Annotated in this window: 18 protein-coding genes; 11 read left to right on the forward strand and 7 right to left on the reverse strand. The window is 47.9% G+C overall.

All coding sequences use genetic code 11. The features are described 5' to 3' along the window. Positions 1 to 720: 720 nt before the first annotated feature. The 4 genes from C4F51_RS13540 to C4F51_RS13555 form a co-directional block, all read right to left on the reverse strand. On the reverse strand, positions 721 to 1,179 hold the full coding sequence (locus C4F51_RS13540; RefSeq protein WP_193910642.1) for a GNAT family N-acetyltransferase: 459 nt from the start codon (positions 1,177 to 1,179) through the stop codon (positions 721 to 723). Between the two features lie 19 nt (positions 1,180 to 1,198). Further along, on the reverse strand, positions 1,199 to 1,732 hold the full coding sequence (locus tag C4F51_RS13545) for an AAA family ATPase (RefSeq protein WP_193910644.1): 534 nt from the start codon (positions 1,730 to 1,732) through the stop codon (positions 1,199 to 1,201). A 188-nt stretch (positions 1,733 to 1,920) separates the two neighbouring features. After that, positions 1,921 to 2,478, reverse strand: a complete 558-nt coding sequence (locus C4F51_RS13550; protein WP_193910646.1) for a hypothetical protein — start codon at positions 2,476 to 2,478, stop codon at positions 1,921 to 1,923. Positions 2,479 to 2,723: 245 nt separating this feature from the next. Next, the gene (locus C4F51_RS13555; protein ID WP_193910648.1) at positions 2,724 to 2,933 is read right to left on the reverse strand and encodes a PspC domain-containing protein; all 210 of its coding nucleotides are present in this window, start codon (positions 2,931 to 2,933) and stop codon (positions 2,724 to 2,726) included. A gap of 325 nt (positions 2,934 to 3,258) precedes the next feature. On the opposite strand from C4F51_RS13555, the gene nrdG reads away from it, so the two are divergent. Together nrdG and nrdD are read left to right on the forward strand one after the other, a co-directional pair. Then, positions 3,259 to 3,717 carry an anaerobic ribonucleoside-triphosphate reductase activating protein gene (nrdG, locus tag C4F51_RS13560; RefSeq protein ID WP_235992337.1) on the forward strand — a complete coding sequence of 153 codons (459 nt, stop codon included), beginning with the start codon at positions 3,259 to 3,261 and terminating at the stop codon, positions 3,715 to 3,717. Between the two features lie 85 nt (positions 3,718 to 3,802). Next, a complete protein-coding gene (gene nrdD / locus C4F51_RS13565; protein WP_193910650.1) occupies positions 3,803 to 5,635 on the forward strand; it encodes an anaerobic ribonucleoside-triphosphate reductase in 1,833 nt (610 codons plus the stop codon). 353 nt (positions 5,636 to 5,988) lie between these two features. Here nrdD and ubiT read toward each other — a convergent pair whose 3' ends face one another. Continuing rightward, on the reverse strand, positions 5,989 to 6,534 hold the full coding sequence (gene ubiT / locus C4F51_RS13570) for a ubiquinone anaerobic biosynthesis accessory factor UbiT (protein WP_193910652.1): 546 nt from the start codon (positions 6,532 to 6,534) through the stop codon (positions 5,989 to 5,991). A gap of 106 nt (positions 6,535 to 6,640) precedes the next feature. On the opposite strand from ubiT, the gene ubiU reads away from it, so the two are divergent. The 3 genes from ubiU (at position 6,641) to C4F51_RS13585 (ending at position 9,041) form a co-directional block, all read left to right on the forward strand. Next, on the forward strand, positions 6,641 to 7,636 hold the full coding sequence (ubiU, locus tag C4F51_RS13575) for a ubiquinone anaerobic biosynthesis protein UbiU (RefSeq protein ID WP_193910654.1): 996 nt from the start codon (positions 6,641 to 6,643) through the stop codon (positions 7,634 to 7,636). Between the two features lie 14 nt (positions 7,637 to 7,650). After that, positions 7,651 to 8,532: a U32 family peptidase gene (locus C4F51_RS13580; RefSeq protein ID WP_193910656.1), complete on the forward strand. Its 882-nt coding sequence runs from the start codon at positions 7,651 to 7,653 to the stop codon at positions 8,530 to 8,532. Between the two features lie 98 nt (positions 8,533 to 8,630). Beyond that, positions 8,631 to 9,041: a putative zinc-binding protein gene (locus C4F51_RS13585; protein WP_193910658.1), complete on the forward strand. Its 411-nt coding sequence runs from the start codon at positions 8,631 to 8,633 to the stop codon at positions 9,039 to 9,041. Positions 9,042 to 9,088: 47 nt separating this feature from the next. On the opposite strand, the gene C4F51_RS13590 is transcribed toward C4F51_RS13585, so the two are convergent. After that, the gene (locus C4F51_RS13590; RefSeq protein ID WP_193910660.1) at positions 9,089 to 9,523 is read right to left on the reverse strand and encodes an RrF2 family transcriptional regulator; all 435 of its coding nucleotides are present in this window, start codon (positions 9,521 to 9,523) and stop codon (positions 9,089 to 9,091) included. An 11-nt stretch (positions 9,524 to 9,534) separates the two neighbouring features. Then, entirely contained in the window at positions 9,535 to 10,713 is a 1,179-nt protein-coding gene (locus C4F51_RS13595; protein ID WP_193910662.1) for an NnrS family protein, read from the reverse strand. A gap of 175 nt (positions 10,714 to 10,888) precedes the next feature. Between C4F51_RS13595 and C4F51_RS13600 the strand changes: the two genes are divergently transcribed. The 6 genes from C4F51_RS13600 to C4F51_RS13625 all read left to right on the forward strand — a co-directional run bounded on the left by C4F51_RS13600 (position 10,889) and on the right by C4F51_RS13625 (position 18,292). Then, complete coding sequence (locus C4F51_RS13600) at positions 10,889 to 13,219, forward strand: nitric-oxide reductase large subunit (protein ID WP_193910664.1); 2,331 nt, start codon at positions 10,889 to 10,891, stop codon at positions 13,217 to 13,219. Positions 13,220 to 13,668: 449 nt separating this feature from the next. After that, positions 13,669 to 14,076: a c-type cytochrome gene (locus tag C4F51_RS13605; protein ID WP_193910666.1), complete on the forward strand. Its 408-nt coding sequence runs from the start codon at positions 13,669 to 13,671 to the stop codon at positions 14,074 to 14,076. Positions 14,077 to 14,105: 29 nt separating this feature from the next. After that, the gene (locus C4F51_RS13610; protein ID WP_193910668.1) at positions 14,106 to 15,260 is read left to right on the forward strand and encodes a multicopper oxidase domain-containing protein; all 1,155 of its coding nucleotides are present in this window, start codon (positions 14,106 to 14,108) and stop codon (positions 15,258 to 15,260) included. A 61-nt stretch (positions 15,261 to 15,321) separates the two neighbouring features. After that, positions 15,322 to 16,068, forward strand: a complete 747-nt coding sequence (locus C4F51_RS13615) for a formylglycine-generating enzyme family protein (RefSeq protein WP_193910670.1) — start codon at positions 15,322 to 15,324, stop codon at positions 16,066 to 16,068. A gap of 36 nt (positions 16,069 to 16,104) precedes the next feature. Further along, on the forward strand, positions 16,105 to 16,785 hold the full coding sequence (locus C4F51_RS13620; RefSeq protein WP_202987690.1) for an SCO family protein: 681 nt from the start codon (positions 16,105 to 16,107) through the stop codon (positions 16,783 to 16,785). 385 nt (positions 16,786 to 17,170) lie between these two features. Then, positions 17,171 to 18,292 (forward strand): SGNH/GDSL hydrolase family protein, encoded by a 1,122-nt coding sequence (locus tag C4F51_RS13625; protein ID WP_193910672.1) that lies wholly within the window; start codon positions 17,171 to 17,173, stop codon positions 18,290 to 18,292. Positions 18,293 to 18,446 lie beyond the last annotated feature (154 nt).

The raw sequence follows: 18,446 nt of genomic DNA on the forward strand, positions 1-18,446 counted from the left end.
GATCAATTTTAACTCTGCGAGGGCGTTGCTGTATGATTACAACAACGCCCTCGCAGTATTTAAAACCACACCAATCCAGGACAGGACAGGACAGGACAGGACAGGACAGGACAGGACAGGGGCGAGATTTTAGCGATCAAGCAAAGCACGAAAAAACCAATCGGATAAAACTTTTATCGAAAAATATCCGGGATAAAAAAATAGGGAACTTGTATATTATCGATCAAATCCGGATAATTTTAAGTGCCAAGCCTTTCTTTACACCCGACCCCAAAAAATAGAAAAGCGAATGCAGCCTCGACGAAGATGGCTAAAAATATGCCAGCCACCACACTTCCCATTAAAAACTCATATACCCCAAGAAGCGTCAGAGAGACACACAAAACGACAATACCTGTTGTTATTGAAAATCGGCTTTGTGACGCTGGTGCATTTCGCACCATATATAACATGGTCGCCAACCCCAGGAACAGTGCAGCGCTTCGGCGACCAACCAAACCCGTTATTTCAGAATAGGATATACACCGCACATTCAAAAGTAGATGAGGGTAAAACAACTATATTGCTGTCAGCACCAGGAATGTAAAGCTCGCAGCAAGAGAAACGTTTCTAAAATTTACCACACCGATCGGCCTCGACAGAAAACATTAAAAAACGAGTACCTTATAAAAATAACACCAATAAAAACTATGTTTAATACTATGCATTTAAAATAAATTATTAAATCTCTTTATACATAATATTGACTGAAACATCTCTATACATGCAAGGCTCCAAACTCCGCCAACCCAACCTCTCATACAGTTTCGAAGCAAATTCAGTATAAAGATATAAGGTATCAACCTTTGATCTCTTTGCTTCATATTCGCATTTGGCAACCAGAGCGGAAGCAACTCCCTGGCTCCGATATTTTTCTTTTACATAAACTGCAGCCAGCCAGGGCGATAAGTCAGGTCTTGATTGCATATCTTCCAGCACCAATGCAGCAGAACCAATAAGCTCATTTCCAGAGGTAGCGATAAATATTGAGGGGATACTCCTTCCGCCCGCTAAACTGGCAAGCTTTCCTATGCGCTTTTCCAAGGTTAAAGACGGATTCAAATGCCCCCACTCCGAATGATGAAGTGCTGCCAGCTCCTCAATGAATTCCATTCTTTCGCCTAACGGGATAATGTTCATAGATTCCTTGTGTAAATAGTCAGGATAAATCAACTGCACTCAAAATAAATGACAACCGATATTCCAAATTACCGGGTGGCACTTCCAATGTTTTATAACCCCATTGCAGATACCAGCGTTTCAAGCCTTCGAATACGTCAATAGCTTGCTCAAATGTCTGGTCACGTTCGGAATCAGTCTGGTAGATCTCTCTCCATGGCGGCAGCAGGAAAACGGTGGCGTTATACGGAAAAGAGTGAACATATTGAAAGGCTTCATCGTCTACCAGTGCATTTTCAGCATCAAGCATGTACATTGCATCCAGAATCCCCCTGTCGAAAAACGTGGGGTGAACACTGTTGTCTGTATTACGATATTTTTCAATATCCCTCCTGAGAATATCACGGGCAAAAGGGACAGGATCCGGCCGGGCAGACAATCCCGCATTCAAACGCTCTCTGATAACTTCCCTCGCAGATTCGGACACGACATCGTATCCATGTTTTACCAGCGCATTGAGTATTGTGGTTTTACCGCCACCGGGACCACCGCTTAATACAAATCGATAATTCATTTAACACCGGATACTTAAATCAGTCTTTCCCAGGCAACTGGCCATCAGGCAGAGAAAGCTTGAAAACGTTGAATTTTTCGGCATTACTTTGAGGATTCCATGGACCATCTATAACAATCAGATTATTTACACCGAATTTTTCCAGGTCTTGCAAAGAATAGTACCAACCGTTGTAATAAACACTATGGTTACTGTATTCGCCCGATTGACCAAGGGTGTTTATAGATTTTGATACGCCGATTTTTTTTATAGAAATCAGTTTCCCTCTTTCCGGTTTTTTCCCGATGAATGCGCAAGGCCTCATCCATTGCTTTCTTTACAGACGCCCTTTTATCTTCCGGAAAAGACGCAAGAGTGCTCTCATCATTGGATACAAACGATTCACTGTGTGCCCCGCCATGGAAAGCAACCAGCGCTTTGTTACCAATATACTTTTTCACACCAGCCGGGAAAATATAATTAGCGCAGGATGACATACAGTAATCCTCGACTTTGACATGCAGCAGCTTTTCTACAAGCCACTCGCCCAATTCCATACCAACTTCAATATCCCCGCCTAAACTGGTTATACTCAAGGTGTCGGGCTTGTTGACACTTTTATCATAAAGATCAAAAGCTTTTGCATTAGCTTCAACAGTTAGTCCACCAACATAGAATATTTCATCGCCATCAGAAAAGACCTGAGTATCCGCTGACACGACCTGAGAAATTAACAACACAACCAATATTACTTCCCTGTAGAACATAATAAATTCCTTTGTATTATTAGATAACTACTAAAACATATAGAGATATTGATTATATCAACATGGAATTTTAATAAGTGTTACCTCAACAATGATATTGCCCCGACAAAATGGAAACGTTCATTTTATCGGGGCAATATCATGTGCAGATTGCTACTCCTTGTTACGCTTTTTTAGAGATAGCACTCCACCCACTGAACTCCATTGATTGTTTTTTTAATTAAAACATCTATAAGGAAATTGAGCTATTGTTGCCTGTAATTATTGATATCAAAATCACTGGGTGGTTTCATTAAAAATGCCATTAGGACATAAACACCTAAAGCAGAACCACCACTTAAAATAAATGATACAAACCAGATGAATCGCACAAACCGCACGCTCATCTGCTGATATTCTGCTATGCCACCTGCAACACCTGCCAGCACGCGATCTTTTGATTTTCTAATGTCCAAATGAATTTTCTCCTTGATTCGTACTTATGCATAACTTTTAGATACGTGCGAGTTATCTACCTAATAGATGCCTGTTATCCTTTTTCCCATTCTGCAAGCGGCTGACTATATGAGGTTTTTTATCAAAAGCAAACCGGATACGCGCGTTGACCGGCTGCAAAACGCACATATATCGTTATCTATTTTCATGCTTTTAATCCGCTGCCCCTTTGGGGGTAGAGCTGCCTCAAATTTGATCTGGATCAAATACCCAACCTCTCCATACGCCCACCATTCGCACATATAGTGTTTTATCAAAACAAAAACACAACATATGGTTTTCAGCATGTTGCAGTCATTACGATTTATTGCCGAGCAAGTTGTTTGGCAGGAGGTGCCGGGAGAGGTTTCTCTGGCGTTTACGGTTAGTGGTTGCCCACTTCGCTGCCCCGGTTGCCACAGTAGTGACAGTTGGGATGCGCAACAGGGTTTGTTGCTTACTGACAACTATCTGCAACAGCGTATTACACAGTATGAAAACCTGATTACCTGTGTGTTGTTTTTTGGTGGCGAGTGGCGGCCGGAGGCGTTGTTGCCGCTGCTGAAGTTGTGCCGGGCTGCAGGGTTGCATACCTGCCTTTATAGCGGACTGGATGCAGTTGCCGAACCAATAACAGCGCAACTGACATTTTTGAAAACCGGCCCCTGGATCAGAGAGCTGGGCGGGCTTGATAGTCCGACAACCAATCAGGTTTTTACCGACTTGCGGACAGGAAAATCACTTAACCATCTATTTCTTTCATAAGTTTCACGGCTTTATCGTGCACGGGAAGCACTGCTAACAAAGGCAGTTTTTCAGAGTTTCCCAACTACATCTCAGGAGAGCAAAAATGCTGGCATTAGACCCCAACCAGATTGACCATAAACTGAATTTCATTAGCAACTATCTTAGCGCCGAGAATGCGGCGGATGGCTCTACGATGGACGCCAACGCCAACGTGACGCAAAAGAATATCGCCACGCTCGAAACCGAGTTGATGAAAGATTATTTTGTGCAGGTAAACCGTTCGCTGGTGAGCAAGAAAATTGCAGAGTTGTTTGGTGATGACCTGGCTCGCGAATATCACCGTCAAATTGAGAACCACGAAATTTACGTGCACGACGAAACCAGCCTTAAGCCTTATTGCGTGTCTTTAACCATGTATCCGTTTTTACATGACGGTCTGGTGAAATTGGGAGGCGAGTCAAAAGCGCCACGACATCTGGAATCTTTCTGCGGCAGCTTTGTTAACCTGGTGTTTGCGGTAAGTGCGCAATTTGCCGGTGCTGTCGCCACCGTAGAATTTCTTACCTACTTTGATTATTTCGCCCGCCGCGATTACGGTGATAGTTACTTGCTCACTCATGGCAAGGAAATCCGCAACCATTTACAACACGTGGTTTACGCGCTTAATCAGCCGGCTGCGGCCAGAGGCTACCAGAGCGTGTTCTGGAACATTTCTGTCTATGACGAACATTACTTTGATTCCATGTTTGGCAACTTTGTATTCCCGGACTTTAGCGCACCCAAGTGGTCATCTGTAGCGGCACTGCAAGACTTTTTCCTGAGCTGGTTTAACCTGGAGCGCACCAAAGCCATTCTCACCTTCCCGGTGGTTACGGTTGCCATGTTGACCGATAACGGGCAATGCAAGAGTCAGAAGTTCGCCCGCAATATTGCCCGCGAACTGGCAGACGGCAATTCCTTTTTTATGTACCTTTCTGATAACGCCGATTCCCTGGCATCCTGCTGCCGTTTACGCAGTGAAATCAGTGATAACACCTTCTCTTACACGCTGGGCGCTGGCGGTGTCGCAACCGGCTCTATTAACGTGATCACGCTGAATATGAACCGCCTGATTCAGGATGGCCGCGACCTGGCAACCGAAGTGGATAAAGTACAACGTTACCAGGTTGCTTACCGGGCCTTGATGGAAAGCTACCAGGCTGCCGGATTACTCAGTGTCTACGATGCCGGTTTTATCAGTATGGATAAACAATTTCTTACCATCGGTATTAATGGCATGGTAGAAGCTGCCGAGTCAGTGGGTCTGGTTGCTGGTAACAACCCGGAATACATCGAATTTGTACAGCGAAATTTAAAAGTAATTTTCGATGCGAACAAAAAAGCCAAACAACAATGGGGCTATATGTTCAATACCGAATTTGTACCTGCCGAGAACCTGGGCGTTAAAAACGCCAAGTGGGATCGCGCTGACGGTTATGCGGTACCGAGAGATTGCTACAACTCCTACTTTTACGCAGTAGAAGATGACGAGACCAATGCTTTGGATAAACTGGTTTTACATGGTCGCGAGCTGGTTGATTATTTGGATGGCGGTTCCGCATTGCATTTGAACCTTGAAGAGTCTATTAGCACCGAAGGTTATTTGTCGTTGATTAATATGGCGGCTCGTACCGGTTGTAATTATTTTTGCATTAACGTGAAAATTACAATTTGTAACAATTGCGCGCACATTGATAAGCGGACTTTGCAGGCTTGTTCTGCGTGCCAGTCAAAGGATATTGATTATGCGACTCGGGTTATTGGTTATTTGAAGCGGGTTTCTGCGTTTAGTAAAGGAAGAAGGAAAGAGCATGGACTGCGCCATTACCATCGTCAGCCACAGCAGGCGACGGCAGTGCCCCGGAAGGTAGAGTCTACTCGAATTGCAGCTGTGTAAGATAGAGTGAGAGGCTGATCTCTGTCCGTTTGTCATTGGAGGGGGAGGCAGTTCCAAAAGCGCATAAATACATCCTTGTAGCTCCGACGGGTCATCCCTGACCCGACGGTTTTGGAACTGCCTCCCCCTCCAACGCCAAACTGGTTTGGTGCTTCCAGTTACACATTCCAGAAAAAACCAGACACCGAAAAGCCGTGACACAAACCCCAAGCCCAATTTCGGCATAGTGTGAGTTTGGCATTGGGGTGTTGGTTCCAAAACTGTCGAGTCAGGGATGACTCGTCAGAGCTACAGGATGTATTCATGCGTTTTTGGAACCAACACCCCAATGCCAAACGTCTGAATGGCACCTACTATTTATTCCACATTTTCCAGCTTCTCAGTCCAACCGAATTATCAGCCATATCTTCCGGTTCTTCTTCCAACAACTCCACCACCTGCATCAATAGGTTATACACAGGCTTATGCAGCAAACTCGCTGCATCCAGTCTATCGAGAAAGTTTTTCAACGATAAACCCAGGTCTGTGTCTCCTGTCACTGACAAACGGCGCCGAAAAAAGAGTGTATCCGGGTCTGCTTTGCCGGTTATTAATAGCAATAAATCCAGCGTATTCGCGCGAAAGCACACATCACCTTTTGATTTATCCAGAGAAGCAAGAATACGCTGATTAGCCAACGTCACAGAAAACTCCAGTTCCAGATCAGTAACCTGAATAACCACATGGCGATTTTTTAGAAAATCCAGATTGCCAGCATTCACTTCTTTTTTAAAAATTCGATTCAGCCAAAACGCAATAGAAGCAGAAACAACAGGTGCTGGCGAGCGGGATAAGCAGAACCTCAAGCCCGGTGGTAATTTTTCTACCACTTTGCGCATAACTCTTCTGTGTTGCAGCATTCTGTTATACCTCTCTATTAAAAATGATACTGTTGCCAGCCATAAAATAGTACCCGCTTGCAGTCGGAAAAAATTATTTTTCTGAAAATTTAAAGAGGTAACCCACATGGAACTGCTCTGCCCCGCAGGCAGCATGCCCGCGCTGAAAGCAGCTTTGGATAACGGTGCTGATGCCATTTATGTTGGTTTGCGCAACGATACCAATGCCCGAAACTTTTCCGGTTTGAATTTAACCAAAGAAGATTTACAGCAAGCTGTAAATCTGGTGCATAAGCACAAACGTCGTTTGCATGTTGCCATTAACACCTTTGCCCAACCTACAGAATTCAAGCGCTGGCAAAGCGCCGTGGATGATGCAGTGCAAGGTGGCGCTGATGTTTTGATACTGGCGGATATATCGCTGCTGGCTTATGCCGCCGAACGCTACCCGGAGGTTGAGCGGCACCTTTCGGTTCAGGCGTCTGCAACCAATGCAGCGGCTATTGAATTTTATCAGCGCAATTATCAGGTGAGTCGCGTGGTGTTGCCGCGGGTTTTATCCATGCCACAAGTCGCCGCTATTGCTCGCACTTGCAGCAGCGAGCTGGAAGTGTTTGCTTTCGGTAGCCTTTGCATTATGGCCGAAGGCCGTTGTTACCTGAGTTCTTACATGACGGGTGAGTCGCCCAATAATTCCGGCGCTTGTTCACCGGCAAAATATGTTCGCTGGGAAGAGCATGATGGCATTCTGGAATCGCGGCTCAATGATTATTTGATTGACCGTTTTATGCCGGAAGAAAATGCAGGCTACCCTACTCTGTGCAAAGGCCGTTTTAATGTGGGTGAAGCGCGTTTTCACGTGCTCGAAGAGCCGACCAGTTTGAATACACTTGACCTGCTGCCATCGCTGCATAACGAAGGTATTAAAGCGGTAAAAATTGAAGGCAGACAACGCAGCCCGGCTTACATCGCTCAGGTTACGCGGGTATGGCGTTCTGCTATTGATCAGGTATTGGCTAACCCGCAGAGCTATCAGGTCAAGCAGGAATGGTCGCAGGTGTTGGCCGGGTTGTCGGAAGGCAGCCAGACAACCCTGGGGGCATTCCACCGCCATTGGCGTTAACCAGGAAATCTATTATGAAATTCTCTCTTGGCCCTGTGCTGTATTACTGGCCCAAAGCCACCATGCAAAGCTTTTATCAACAGGCAGCCGCATCCAACGTGGATATTGTTTACCTGGGTGAAACTGTTTGCCCGAAACGATGCGAGTTGCGCCTGTCGGATTACCTTGAAATTGCCAACCAGCTGCGCGAAGCGGGAAAGCAGGTGGTGTTATCCACAATGACATTGTTGGAATCGCCCGCCGATTTACGCAGCTTGAAACGCAGTTGCGACAACGGTGAATTTATTATTGAAGCTAACGATATGGGCGCGATTGGTTTACTACAGGAACGCCAACTGCCGTTTGTTGCCGGTGCCAGCATTAATTGTTACAACCATCAAACGCTGTTACACCTTGTTAAGTTGGGAATGCAACGTTGGTTAATGCCAGTGGAATTATCACGGGATTGGTTAGCCAGCTTGTTGCAACAACCGGAAGTAATGGCGGTGCGCGACCGCTTTGAGATGGAAGTATTCGGTTTTGGTTATTTACCGCTGGCCTGGTCTGCCCGCTGCTTTACTGCACGCTCTGAAAACCGTGCTAAAGATGACTGCGACTTGTGTTGTATTAAATATCCCGAAGGTCGCGCGGTTAGCACGCAAGAAGGCAAACGCTTATTTACGCTAAACGGCATTCAAACCCAGTCCGGTGGTCGCTACAACCTGGTTAATGAGCTGCATACGATGACCGGCCTGGTTGACGTGGTGCGGTTAAGCCCGGAAATTGAAGGCACCTTTGGTTGGCTGGAAAAATTCCGTAACGCTTACAGCAGCAAAAGCAGAACACCCCTTGATGATATTGATTGCAATGGTTACTGGCACAAAATTGCCGGGATTAAATGCGTCACCTTCCCCTGAATAGGTACCCGTAAAACATTGTTGATCAATATCAAAAAGGGCGACAGTTTTCCGGTTAAGCTGATTAAACCCCAAGGTAGAATTATCAGGAGATCAACATGATCAATGATGAAAAACCTATCGTCTACTCCTGCTCAGGCTGTTCCAATGTTGCGCAACTGGCTAATGATATTGCGGTAATTATGGATCGTGAAGGGCTGGCAAAGATGTCGTGTATCGCTGGCGTTGGTGGCGATGTGAAGAAGCTGGTTCGTATTGCAAAATCCGGCAAGGATATTCTGGCCATTGATGGCTGTCGTTTGAACTGCGTTAAAAACACACTGGCGCGCCACGGCGTTGAACCCACCTGGCACGTTGAATTAACTGAGTTGGGAATTAAAAAGCGCGAGGGAGAATCCTGCCCTGCCAGTGATTACCACAAGGCCTTGAATTATACCTACCAGGCGATGGATCTGATTCCGGTAAAAGATATTACCCCTGCCCCGATGAGGCTTGTAGCGAACAACTAACCGCAGACCACCGGGTCAAAAAGCCACTGCAAAAGCCAGTGGCTTTTTTACATATCCAACAACCGGATCAAAGCCTTGCGCTTCGATCCGGGCAAAAGGTCCGCCAGCGAGTAGCCGTCCAGCGAACGAAAAAAAGCTTCCAGCGCTTCTGCGAGAATTTTCTTCAAATGACAGGCCGGGGTGATAATGCAAGTGTTATCCCCACCGAAGCACTCCACCAATGCAAGATCCTGCTCCATATCCCGCACCAACACGCCTATATTAATGTTCTCCGGGTCGCCATTTAAACGAATACCGCCATTTTTTCCGCGCAAGGCAATCAGATAGCCTTTGCTATTCAGATCCTGCACTACTTTCATCAAATGGTTTTTGGAAATGTCATAGCTATCGGCAATTTCACGAATGGTCGCCTGTTCATCGCCTTTCAAGGCGAGATACATAAGCACCCGCAGCGAATAATCTGTGTAGGAAGTAATACGCATTTTTTCTCTCGTTATCCGGGTAAACCGTCCACACGGGGGCCGGTAAAAATGCTCCAGTACAATCCGGCAAACAGGGCAAAGGCGGCAGTCCAGGCGATAGCGGCGATGGTAAGCCCCCAGCGGTAATCCACCCATTGCAATGCGGCCAATACCCGCGCCGATGCCGACAGCGTAATACACCAGTAAATAACCACAGCGAAATCTGGCAACTGCATGGCTCGCCCGGTATGCCCCAAGGCTACACGGGTCATAAAGCCGAGAATCAGCGTGCCCATGGCACCGGTTCCCATGGCGTGCAACCAGGCACCGCTCGCAACCAGATTAAAAGTCGCCAAACCTTTAAGCAGCAGCGCGATAGCGATCCAGAAATAACCGAGATGCAAGATCCATAATAAAGGTTCGCTACCCGTGTGCCAGCCTTTCCAGAAAAAACAACGCAAACCATTGGCAACCGCCGCAATCAATGCAAGGCCGCCAATTGGCCAAGCCACCCCACTGAACTCTGCGGGTATTAATAGTGCAGTAGAAAGGAGTGTTATTTTTTCCAGCAACGGAAAAGAAGATGGCCCGTTTGCCAAACCCTCACGGCGAAACCAGTTGGTGGTAAATAAAGGAATAATTCGACCACCAATCACAACCATCATGAAGGCAATTAAATTCAATGCCAGCAGTTGACCTTTAATTAGCCAGTTCATTGCGCCGGTAACAAAACCTGTGTGCATTAAGGTATTAGCCAACCCCAGTACCAAAAGAATAGCACCCAAAACCAGGTTGCGTTTGTTGCCGTATTTCAATAAAACCCGCAATACATAAAAAGCCAGCACATAAAGAAAAAGCCCATCAATAATTGCAATAACAAGGATTGGCAACACACCGGATAACCACATAGCAATACGCCCGGCCACCCATAAACTGGCAAGTGCCAGTAACCCGCCATTTCGCAGTGGCGGCGCGCCGGTCCAGTTGCACATGGCGGTCATCATGAAACCGGCAATGGCCGGGGTTACCAAACCGAATAACATTTCGTGGCTGTGCCAATGCAAAGGTGACCAGCTCACTGCCATAGGTATACCACCGAAGAGGTACCCCATCCAGGCGAGCACAATTACCACGCCGTAGATGCCGGTTAGCCAAAAAAATACGCGAAAGGGGTAATGCAGCAAGACAAACGATTTAAAAAAGCCATTCATGATGATTAGTCACTCCCGCAGCAAGATGTTTTTCATTAACTTCAACAAACACAAAAGATGCATTTATTTTACATCTTTAAAAGATGCAATTACAATGCATCTTAAGAAAGCCAACCGGCTCAATGATGTGCATCGTTGTAAAGGCTTTCTATTTCGCAACCGGAGATCAACAATCATGGCTGAATACCGCAAACTATGGTGGCTGCTTATTGCCATCCTCGCTCTCACCTTTTCTATTTTGGGCTATTTTGGCCGGGAGGTTTATCGAGAGGCTCCTCCTATACCCGGCAAAGTAATGACTACGTCGGGTCAGTTATTAATGACGAAAGACAGCATCCTCGACGGACAAACTGCCTGGCAGTCTGTGGGCGGGATGCAACTGGGTTCCATTTGGGGACACGGCGCTTACCAGGCACCGGATTGGACAGCAGATTGGCTGCACCGCGAATTGATTACCTGGCTCGATTTAGCCGCGCAGGATAAATTTGGTAAAAATTTTGATGCGCTTGAAGGCGGTCAGCAATACCAATTGCGGTTTGATTTGAAAACTGAATATCGTACCAATACTTATAACGCAGCCACTGATACGCTGACCGTCAGCGAAAGACGTGCAGCTGCCATTGCGCAAACTGCCGATTACTATAGTCGCTTGTTCAGCGCAGCCCCCGAGTTGCAAAAAACGCGTGAAAGTTACGCCATGAAAGAAAATACTTTGCCGAGCGCAGAGCGTCGTGCCCGCATGACCGAGTTTTTCTTCTGGACGGCCTGGTCTGCTTCTACCGAGCGCCCGGATAGCCATGCCACTTACACCAACAACTGGCCGCACGAACCTTTAATTGAAAACAAACCGACTGCTGAAAACATTATCTGGTCTATTGCCAGCGTGGTGTTGCTGATTGCCGGTGTTGGCGGTTTGATCTGGGCCTGGGCATTTTTACGCAAGCACGATGAAGTAGACCCGGTTGCTCCGCAGCGCGATCCTATTTCTTTGGTAAACCTCACCGCTTCACAAAAAGCCTTGGGTAAATATTTATTCCTGGTGGTAGCCCTCTTCTGCTTCCAGGTAATGCTGGGCGGATTTACGGCGCACTACACCGTAGAAGGTCAGAAATTTTACGGCATTGATGTATCCCAGTGGTTCCCCTATTCATTAACACGCACCTGGCATATTCAGTCTGCTCTTTTCTGGATTGCGACTGGTTTTCTTGCTGCCGGTTTGTTCCTTGCGCCGATTATTAACGGCGGTAAAGACCCCAAATACCAGAAACTCGGTGTGGATATTTTATTCTGGGCACTGGTTATTGTGGTCGTTGGCTCATTCGTTGGTAACTTCCTCGCCATTTCACAACTGATGCCAGCTCACCTGAATTTCTGGCTGGGTCACCAGGGCTATGAATATGTTGACCTGGGTCGCTTATGGCAAATTGGTAAATTCCTCGGCATCGTTTTCTGGTTGGTATTAATGCTGCGCGGTATTGTGCCGGCACTGTACAAACCCGGTGATAAAAACCTGCTCGCGCTGTTGACTGCCTCTGTTGTTGCTATCGGCCTGTTCTACGGTGCCGGCTTCTTCTACGGCGAACGCACTCACTTGTCTGTCATGGAATACTGGCGCTGGTGGATTGTGCACCTGTGGGTAGAAGGTTTCTTCGAAGTATTTGCCACCGCAGCACTGGCCTTTATTTTCTGCAGCATGGGCCTGGTATCACGCACGCTGGCAACTACTGCGAGCCTGGTATCTGCATCATTGTTTATGCTTGGCGGTATTCCGGGCACCTTCCACCACTTGTATTTTGCGGGCACCACCACGCCGGTAATGGCAATTGGCGCAACCTTCAGTGCGCTGGAAGTCGTTCCGTTAGTGGTGCTGGGTTATGAAGCTTGGGAAAACTGGCATTTGAAAAGCCGCGCCCAGTGGATGCAACACCTGAAATGGCCGTTGATTTTCTTCGTGGCAGTAGCTTTCTGGAATATGTTGGGTGCCGGTGTCATGGGCTTTATGATCAACCCGCCTATCGCGCTCTATTACATTCAAGGCCTTAACACTACCCCAATGCACGCTCACGCCGCGCTGTTTGGTGTGTACGGATTCCTTGCGCTTGGCTTCACGCTGATGGTACTGCGCTACATTCGTCCGCAACTGGTATTTAATGAGCGGTTAATGAAAACGGGCTTCTGGTGGTTGAACATTGGTTTGGCACTGATGCTGTTCACCAGCTTGTTGCCGGTCGGTATTATCCAGTTCCACGCCAGTGTTACCGAAGGTATGTGGTACGCCCGTAGTGAAGAATTTATGCAACAGGATATTCTGCAAACCCTGCGCTGGATTCGTACTTTTGGTGATGTGGTGTTTATTGTGGGCGCGCTGGCGGTAAGCTGGCAGGTGGTATCGGGTGTTTTCTTCCACCGCAGCGGCGGCAACACCGCTGCAGTATTTGACCCGACACAAAAACAACATGCAAAAGAAGAAGGCAGCTGCTGTGGTAGCTGTGGTGGCGGAAAATAGCCTGACAATTAACCAACACACCCACCGAACATGCCTTCCGGGATGTTCGGCCCCGGTGTAACGGTGATGTAAAGCCGGAGCAGCTGCAAAATTATTCAAGGTAGCTGCTCCTTTTCAAAACCCTGCTATCCATAAAACAAGGTTACGCATACAGAAACTTTCGAATAAAACAGCACGCCTGATTTACCTGCTTTCACAACAACACCGCCCGTCGACCCTCTCCTGCTGTAAAAAATCTCCGCCAAACTACCTATTTGTAGGTATTTCTCTATGCTTCCAATTTTCCGGAGCCTACCGGAAGAGAAGTAGTTTTACGCTATTTTATGTGCCACTTTCAGCTGCCCTGCTTACCTCCCTGGCGCAATTTCAACTTTTCCCCATTCTGATATTTTGATCATGCAACCAGACGTTTTAGCCAGTACAAAAACCGTACAAAACGGGAGAAGAAAATGCCTTTACTTCGACGGGTATTCAATCAATGCAACAGAAGTGTCGTCTTGTTGGCGATGGTATTACCAGCCGCGCACAGTTTGGCTGACGATGTCACTGCGGGCAAAGCGGTTTATCAAAAAAATTGTCAGGCATGCCATCAACCCACCGGCGCAGGCATCAAGGGAGCGTTTCCACCACTGGCAGACAACCCGAACATTAAAGATAACCCCGAACATATTGCCAACAGTATTTTGAAAGGACAGTCCGGCCACATCACCGTTAACGGCGATAGTTACAACGGCATGATGCCGCCGCTCGCTCACCTTTCTGATGAAAACATCGCCGATGTGGTGGCCTTTATTCTGGCCGAATGGAACGAGAGCAAAACCACATTAAGTGCAGCAGATATCAAAGCGTTACGTTAATTTATTATTGGTCATAAAAGGAAAGAACTATGAAAACCCAATCACGTCGTTTATGTAAATTGGCCATGGTGTCACTGTTGCTGGGCAGTATGGTGATTCCCGTGGCAAACGCACAAAAGCTTAAACACGAAGGTGAATTTATTGTTGACGGCATGGTGTTCGGCTTACCCAAAGCAAAAGTTTTCACTGAAGATTACAGCGGCCCACCGGTAGTAGGTGAATACCTGAGTGCCCTGCCGCACTTGCAAAAGCTCGACTACAAAGGCAACAAGGAACACCATGTGCGCATGGATGTTATTTCTCAAAAAGTAGAAATTGCACCGGGCGTAAGTTACACCGCGTGGACTTTTGGTGGCTCGGTTCCAGGCCCTACTCTGCATGTGCGTGAAGGCGACCGCGTGGTTTTCACCATGAAAAACCGCTCTGATGAAGCGGTAGTGGTAACTGATCCGGTAAAAGGCGGCTCTCCGTATTTCGAGCAATTGCAAGCTAACCCTTACCAGAAAAATGTACCGGCAATTACTCCGATGCCGCACTCCATGGACTTCCACAGCGGCACTGTAGCGGCGGATGATAAATGGCGTTCTATCGCACCAGGTGAAACCATCGAGTTTGAATGGGTTGCCAACTATCCCGGTGTTTACATGTACCACTGCGGCACTGCCAGCGTACTGATGCACAGTGCGATGGGGCAATACGGTGCGGTGGTTGTATCACCGAAGAAAGGTTTTTCTACCGATAAAAAAGTGGATCATGAATTCGTGGTAGTGCAATCAGAATTCTATCTGGAAAAAATAGGCACCGAATATGTGTATGACCATACTGCCGCCATGGCGCGTGATGCCAGCCATGTAGCTTTCAACGGCCATGTGAGTGCGCTGAGCAAAACTCCGTTGCGTGCCAATGCCGGTGACCGTGTGCGTTTGTATGTTCTCAATGTTGGCCCGAGCGGTACTTCAAGCTTCCACGTTATCGGCGCAATTTTTGATCGCGTGTGGTACGAAGCCAGCCCGGAAAACGAATGGCGCGGTATGCAAACTGTTTTGCTGGGAGCCAGTAACGCTGCGGTTATTGAGTTCATTGTACCGGAAGAAGGCTTGTACAAACTGGTAGACCACGAGTTTGCCGATGCAGAGCGTGGTGCTGCCGGTGCGCTGATTGCAGGCCCTCGTGTAAAACGTTAATCGCTACTGTTAAGTAAAAACCTAAGAAGTAAGTAAGCAGTCAGAAAAAGGAACCTCCGCCATGAAAAAACTTGCAAGCCTTGCCGTACTCTTGTGTGCAGCCTCGGCATGGTCTGAGCCGGTAGTGATTGACGGAGGTGCCTTTCAGTCACCGCTGGTGCTGGATGACGAAGTCGTCAGCTTGCCCGTTGCCTCTTTTAAACTGGATGCTGTTCAGGTAAGCAATCGCGATTTTCAAAAATTTGTAGAAAAAAATCCGCAATGGCAACGGGGCAATGTTCCCGGCATTTTCAGTGACCACAATTACCTGCGTCATTGGCAGTCACCCTTACAAGCCGGTGAAGACATAAACGATCTGCCAGTTACCCGCGTCTCCTGGTACGCCGCCCGCGCCTATTGCGAATCGCAAGGCGGTCGTTTACCAAGTAAAGATGAATGGGAATATGTATCGCAACAAATTCGCCAGCTGGATGGCATCAGCGACAAGGAATATGCTCGCCATGTTTTTTCCTGGTACAGCAACCCGAATAGCGAAAATTTAAAAGCGGTTGGCTCCGGCACTGCCAGCGCCAACGGCATCCACGACTTGCATGGTCTGGTCAGTGAGTGGGTTGAAGATTTTCAACTGCTAATGACCAACGGCGACGATGCCGATTTACTGACCAGTTCCTGTGGTGATACTGCGCGCTTTATGGCCAACTACGACACCGCCAGCTACGCGACTTTTTTCCGTTATCAATCACGCAGCAACTATCAACCACACACAACGACCAGCACGCTCGGCTTTCGCTGTGCCTGGTCTCTTTAAAGTTGACTACCCCTGTTAATTACCGAGGTTTTATCCATGTTAAATAAACCGGAAAAAAATCGGATGCATTCCGTCAGTTCTATTCTCTTCTCACTGGCGCTGGGGAGCTGCATATCGCTGACCGCCAGCGCTGATGATCATGATGCACACAACCATGATCAGCACAAAGCCGAAGTACATCATCACGACCACAAACACACCAGCCTTGCTGCTGGCGAAGTGAACCACCACGACTCGCTCTATCATTTTTCTGCCAACTGGACTGATCAAAACAACAGCAAATTAACCCTGAACGATTTCAAAGGGCAGCCGGTTATTATCAGTATGATTTACGGCAACTGCCGCACTGCCTGCCCGGTGCTGGTGAATGATGCACGGCAAATTATTAAAAAGCTCAACCCGCAACAGCAGCAAACCGTAAAAGTGGTTTTTGTCAGTTTTGATGCGAAACACGATACCCCGGAAGTGCTGGCAGACTACGCAGAGCAAATGGATCTCGCGCAACCCAACTGGCATTTTCTGAACGGCTCCGCCTCAGACATTCGTACTCTGGCCACCTTGCTGGGCATTCGTTACCGCGAAAAAAGCGATGGCAACTTTGATCACAGCAACATCCTCACCTTGCTGGATAAGGAAGGCCGCATCGCCCACCGCGTGGAAGGCCTGCAACAGCCAGCCGAACCCATGATCAAAAAAATCTCCGCTCTTCTGCCTTAAATTGCATCTCTTACGGGAGGTTTTGAGAAAGTCTCAAGCCGCACAATGTAAGTTTGGCGTAAGGATATTTGTTCCAAAACGTTGCAAGCCAGGGATGGCTTGCTTGAGCTACAGGGATGATTCATTCGCCACATCCGTGTGGCTCACCCTGCGGGCAGCTACGCTGTGCAAATTGGCTATCCTGCCAATTTGTCATGCGTTTTTGGAACAAAAATCCTTATGACAAACGGACAAATGGCACCCGCCATACAAGCCCACCAAAAAAAATATCAACAGCTACGCCCTTTGTTACTCTCTTCCACTTGCGACACAACCAAAGCCCGCTTAAGCTCGTGCCTCCGGTTTGTAACCGGTTAACAACAATCACGAATTATAAGGTCGGGCAATGAAAACATCCGCTACGCTTCTCTTTTGCTGCATTGCACTCGCCAGTTGCGGTCAATCCGGTTCAGATACCACGGCATCATCCGCTGCGATAGTCGCCTCCAGCGCTGCTGCAGAAACTTCCTCTGTGCAAGCCACCAACGATGCTGCATTCACCGGCGCAAACAGCCGTTTAATCGGCCGTTTCGACACCGCCGAAACGGGCAAAGCACAATTCACCTGGCCAGGCTCTGCCATTGAATTCACCTTTGAAGGCAGCAACGCCAGCATTAATCTGCAAAGCGCAGAACGGGTTCGTTTTGAAGTTAACGTTGACGGCGAAAAGAAAACCTTATGGGTTGACGCCAACGAAACCCGTTATCCGCTGGCCACCGACCTCGCTCCGGGCAAACACACGATTCGCCTGACCCGCGTTTCAGAATCGTCTGCCGGTGTCACCGCGCTGACCAGCGACCCGCAAACCGACGGCCAACTGTTGGCAGCGCCGCAAGCGCCGGATCGTCAACTACTGGTGATTGGCGATTCCATCACCGCCGGTTACGGGGTTGAAGGCGATAGTGCCGAATGCAAATACTCCCTCGACACCAGTACGCAACAACTCACCTACGCCGCATTGGCCGCACAAAAACTGGACGCCGATTTGCAAGCGATTGCCTGGTCCGGCATTGGTGCCTGGCGCTCTTATGGTGAAGAAACACCGACCAGTCCGACTATCCTCACCCGCTACCAGCGCACCCTGGCCACCGATGAAAACAGCCGTTGGGATGTTACGCAGTACCAACCGGATGCCATCATTATCAATATCGGCACCAACGATTTCTGGCAGGGTTCTGTAACCGAAGAATATCGTCATGGCATGAGCCAACTGATCACCCAGGTGCAAACAGATTATGCCGGTAAGCCGGTTTACGTCATGGTCAGCCCGATGCTGTCCGGCGATGCACGCAGCTCGCAAACTGAAATTTTGTCATCGCTGACCAATGACAATATTCACTTGCTGGATGCCGGAAAAATTGAAGCGGAAGATGGCCTGGGTTGCGACTACCATCCCAACCTGACAACGCAACAACGGCTTGCTGATGCAGTGGGTGAACGTCTTGCCAAAGATTTGGGTTGGCAGTAAGAAGTTAAAATCTCACCATGCACAATGCGAGTTTGGCGTCAGGATGTTTGTTCCAAAACGTTGCAAGCCAGGGACGCCCGCCATGGATGGCGGAAGTTAGAGCAACGCAGGAGCAGTTGCCGTTGGCTTGCTCGAGCCACAGGGATGTGTTTAT

It is taken from the genome of Cellvibrio polysaccharolyticus (genome assembly GCF_015182315.1).
Taxonomy (GTDB): domain Bacteria; phylum Pseudomonadota; class Gammaproteobacteria; order Pseudomonadales; family Cellvibrionaceae; genus Cellvibrio; species Cellvibrio polysaccharolyticus.

Excerpts from the sequence above, each read along its gene's own strand:
- C4F51_RS13540 (WP_193910642.1), bottom strand. The coding sequence starts at position 1,179 with ATGAACATTATCCCGTTAGGCGAAAGAATGGAATTCATTGAGGAGCTG.
- C4F51_RS13545 (WP_193910644.1), bottom strand. The coding sequence starts at position 1,732 with ATGAATTATCGATTTGTATTAAGCGGTGGTCCCGGTGGCGGTAAAACC.
- C4F51_RS13550 (WP_193910646.1), bottom strand. The coding sequence starts at position 2,478 with ATGTTCTACAGGGAAGTAATATTGGTTGTGTTGTTAATTTCTCAGGTC.
- nrdG (WP_235992337.1), top strand. The coding sequence starts at position 3,259 with ATGTTGCAGTCATTACGATTTATTGCCGAGCAAGTTGTTTGGCAGGAG.
- nrdD (WP_193910650.1), top strand. The coding sequence starts at position 3,803 with ATGCTGGCATTAGACCCCAACCAGATTGACCATAAACTGAATTTCATT.
- ubiT (WP_193910652.1), bottom strand. The coding sequence starts at position 6,534 with ATGCTGCAACACAGAAGAGTTATGCGCAAAGTGGTAGAAAAATTACCA.
- ubiU (WP_193910654.1), top strand. The coding sequence starts at position 6,641 with ATGGAACTGCTCTGCCCCGCAGGCAGCATGCCCGCGCTGAAAGCAGCT.
- C4F51_RS13580 (WP_193910656.1), top strand. The coding sequence starts at position 7,651 with ATGAAATTCTCTCTTGGCCCTGTGCTGTATTACTGGCCCAAAGCCACC.
- C4F51_RS13585 (WP_193910658.1), top strand. The coding sequence starts at position 8,631 with ATGATCAATGATGAAAAACCTATCGTCTACTCCTGCTCAGGCTGTTCC.
- C4F51_RS13590 (WP_193910660.1), bottom strand. The coding sequence starts at position 9,523 with ATGCGTATTACTTCCTACACAGATTATTCGCTGCGGGTGCTTATGTAT.
- C4F51_RS13595 (WP_193910662.1), bottom strand. The coding sequence starts at position 10,713 with ATGAATGGCTTTTTTAAATCGTTTGTCTTGCTGCATTACCCCTTTCGC.
- C4F51_RS13600 (WP_193910664.1), top strand. The coding sequence starts at position 10,889 with ATGGCTGAATACCGCAAACTATGGTGGCTGCTTATTGCCATCCTCGCT.
- C4F51_RS13605 (WP_193910666.1), top strand. The coding sequence starts at position 13,669 with ATGCCTTTACTTCGACGGGTATTCAATCAATGCAACAGAAGTGTCGTC.
- C4F51_RS13610 (WP_193910668.1), top strand. The coding sequence starts at position 14,106 with ATGAAAACCCAATCACGTCGTTTATGTAAATTGGCCATGGTGTCACTG.
- C4F51_RS13615 (WP_193910670.1), top strand. The coding sequence starts at position 15,322 with ATGAAAAAACTTGCAAGCCTTGCCGTACTCTTGTGTGCAGCCTCGGCA.
- C4F51_RS13620 (WP_202987690.1), top strand. The coding sequence starts at position 16,105 with ATGTTAAATAAACCGGAAAAAAATCGGATGCATTCCGTCAGTTCTATT.
- C4F51_RS13625 (WP_193910672.1), top strand. The coding sequence starts at position 17,171 with ATGAAAACATCCGCTACGCTTCTCTTTTGCTGCATTGCACTCGCCAGT.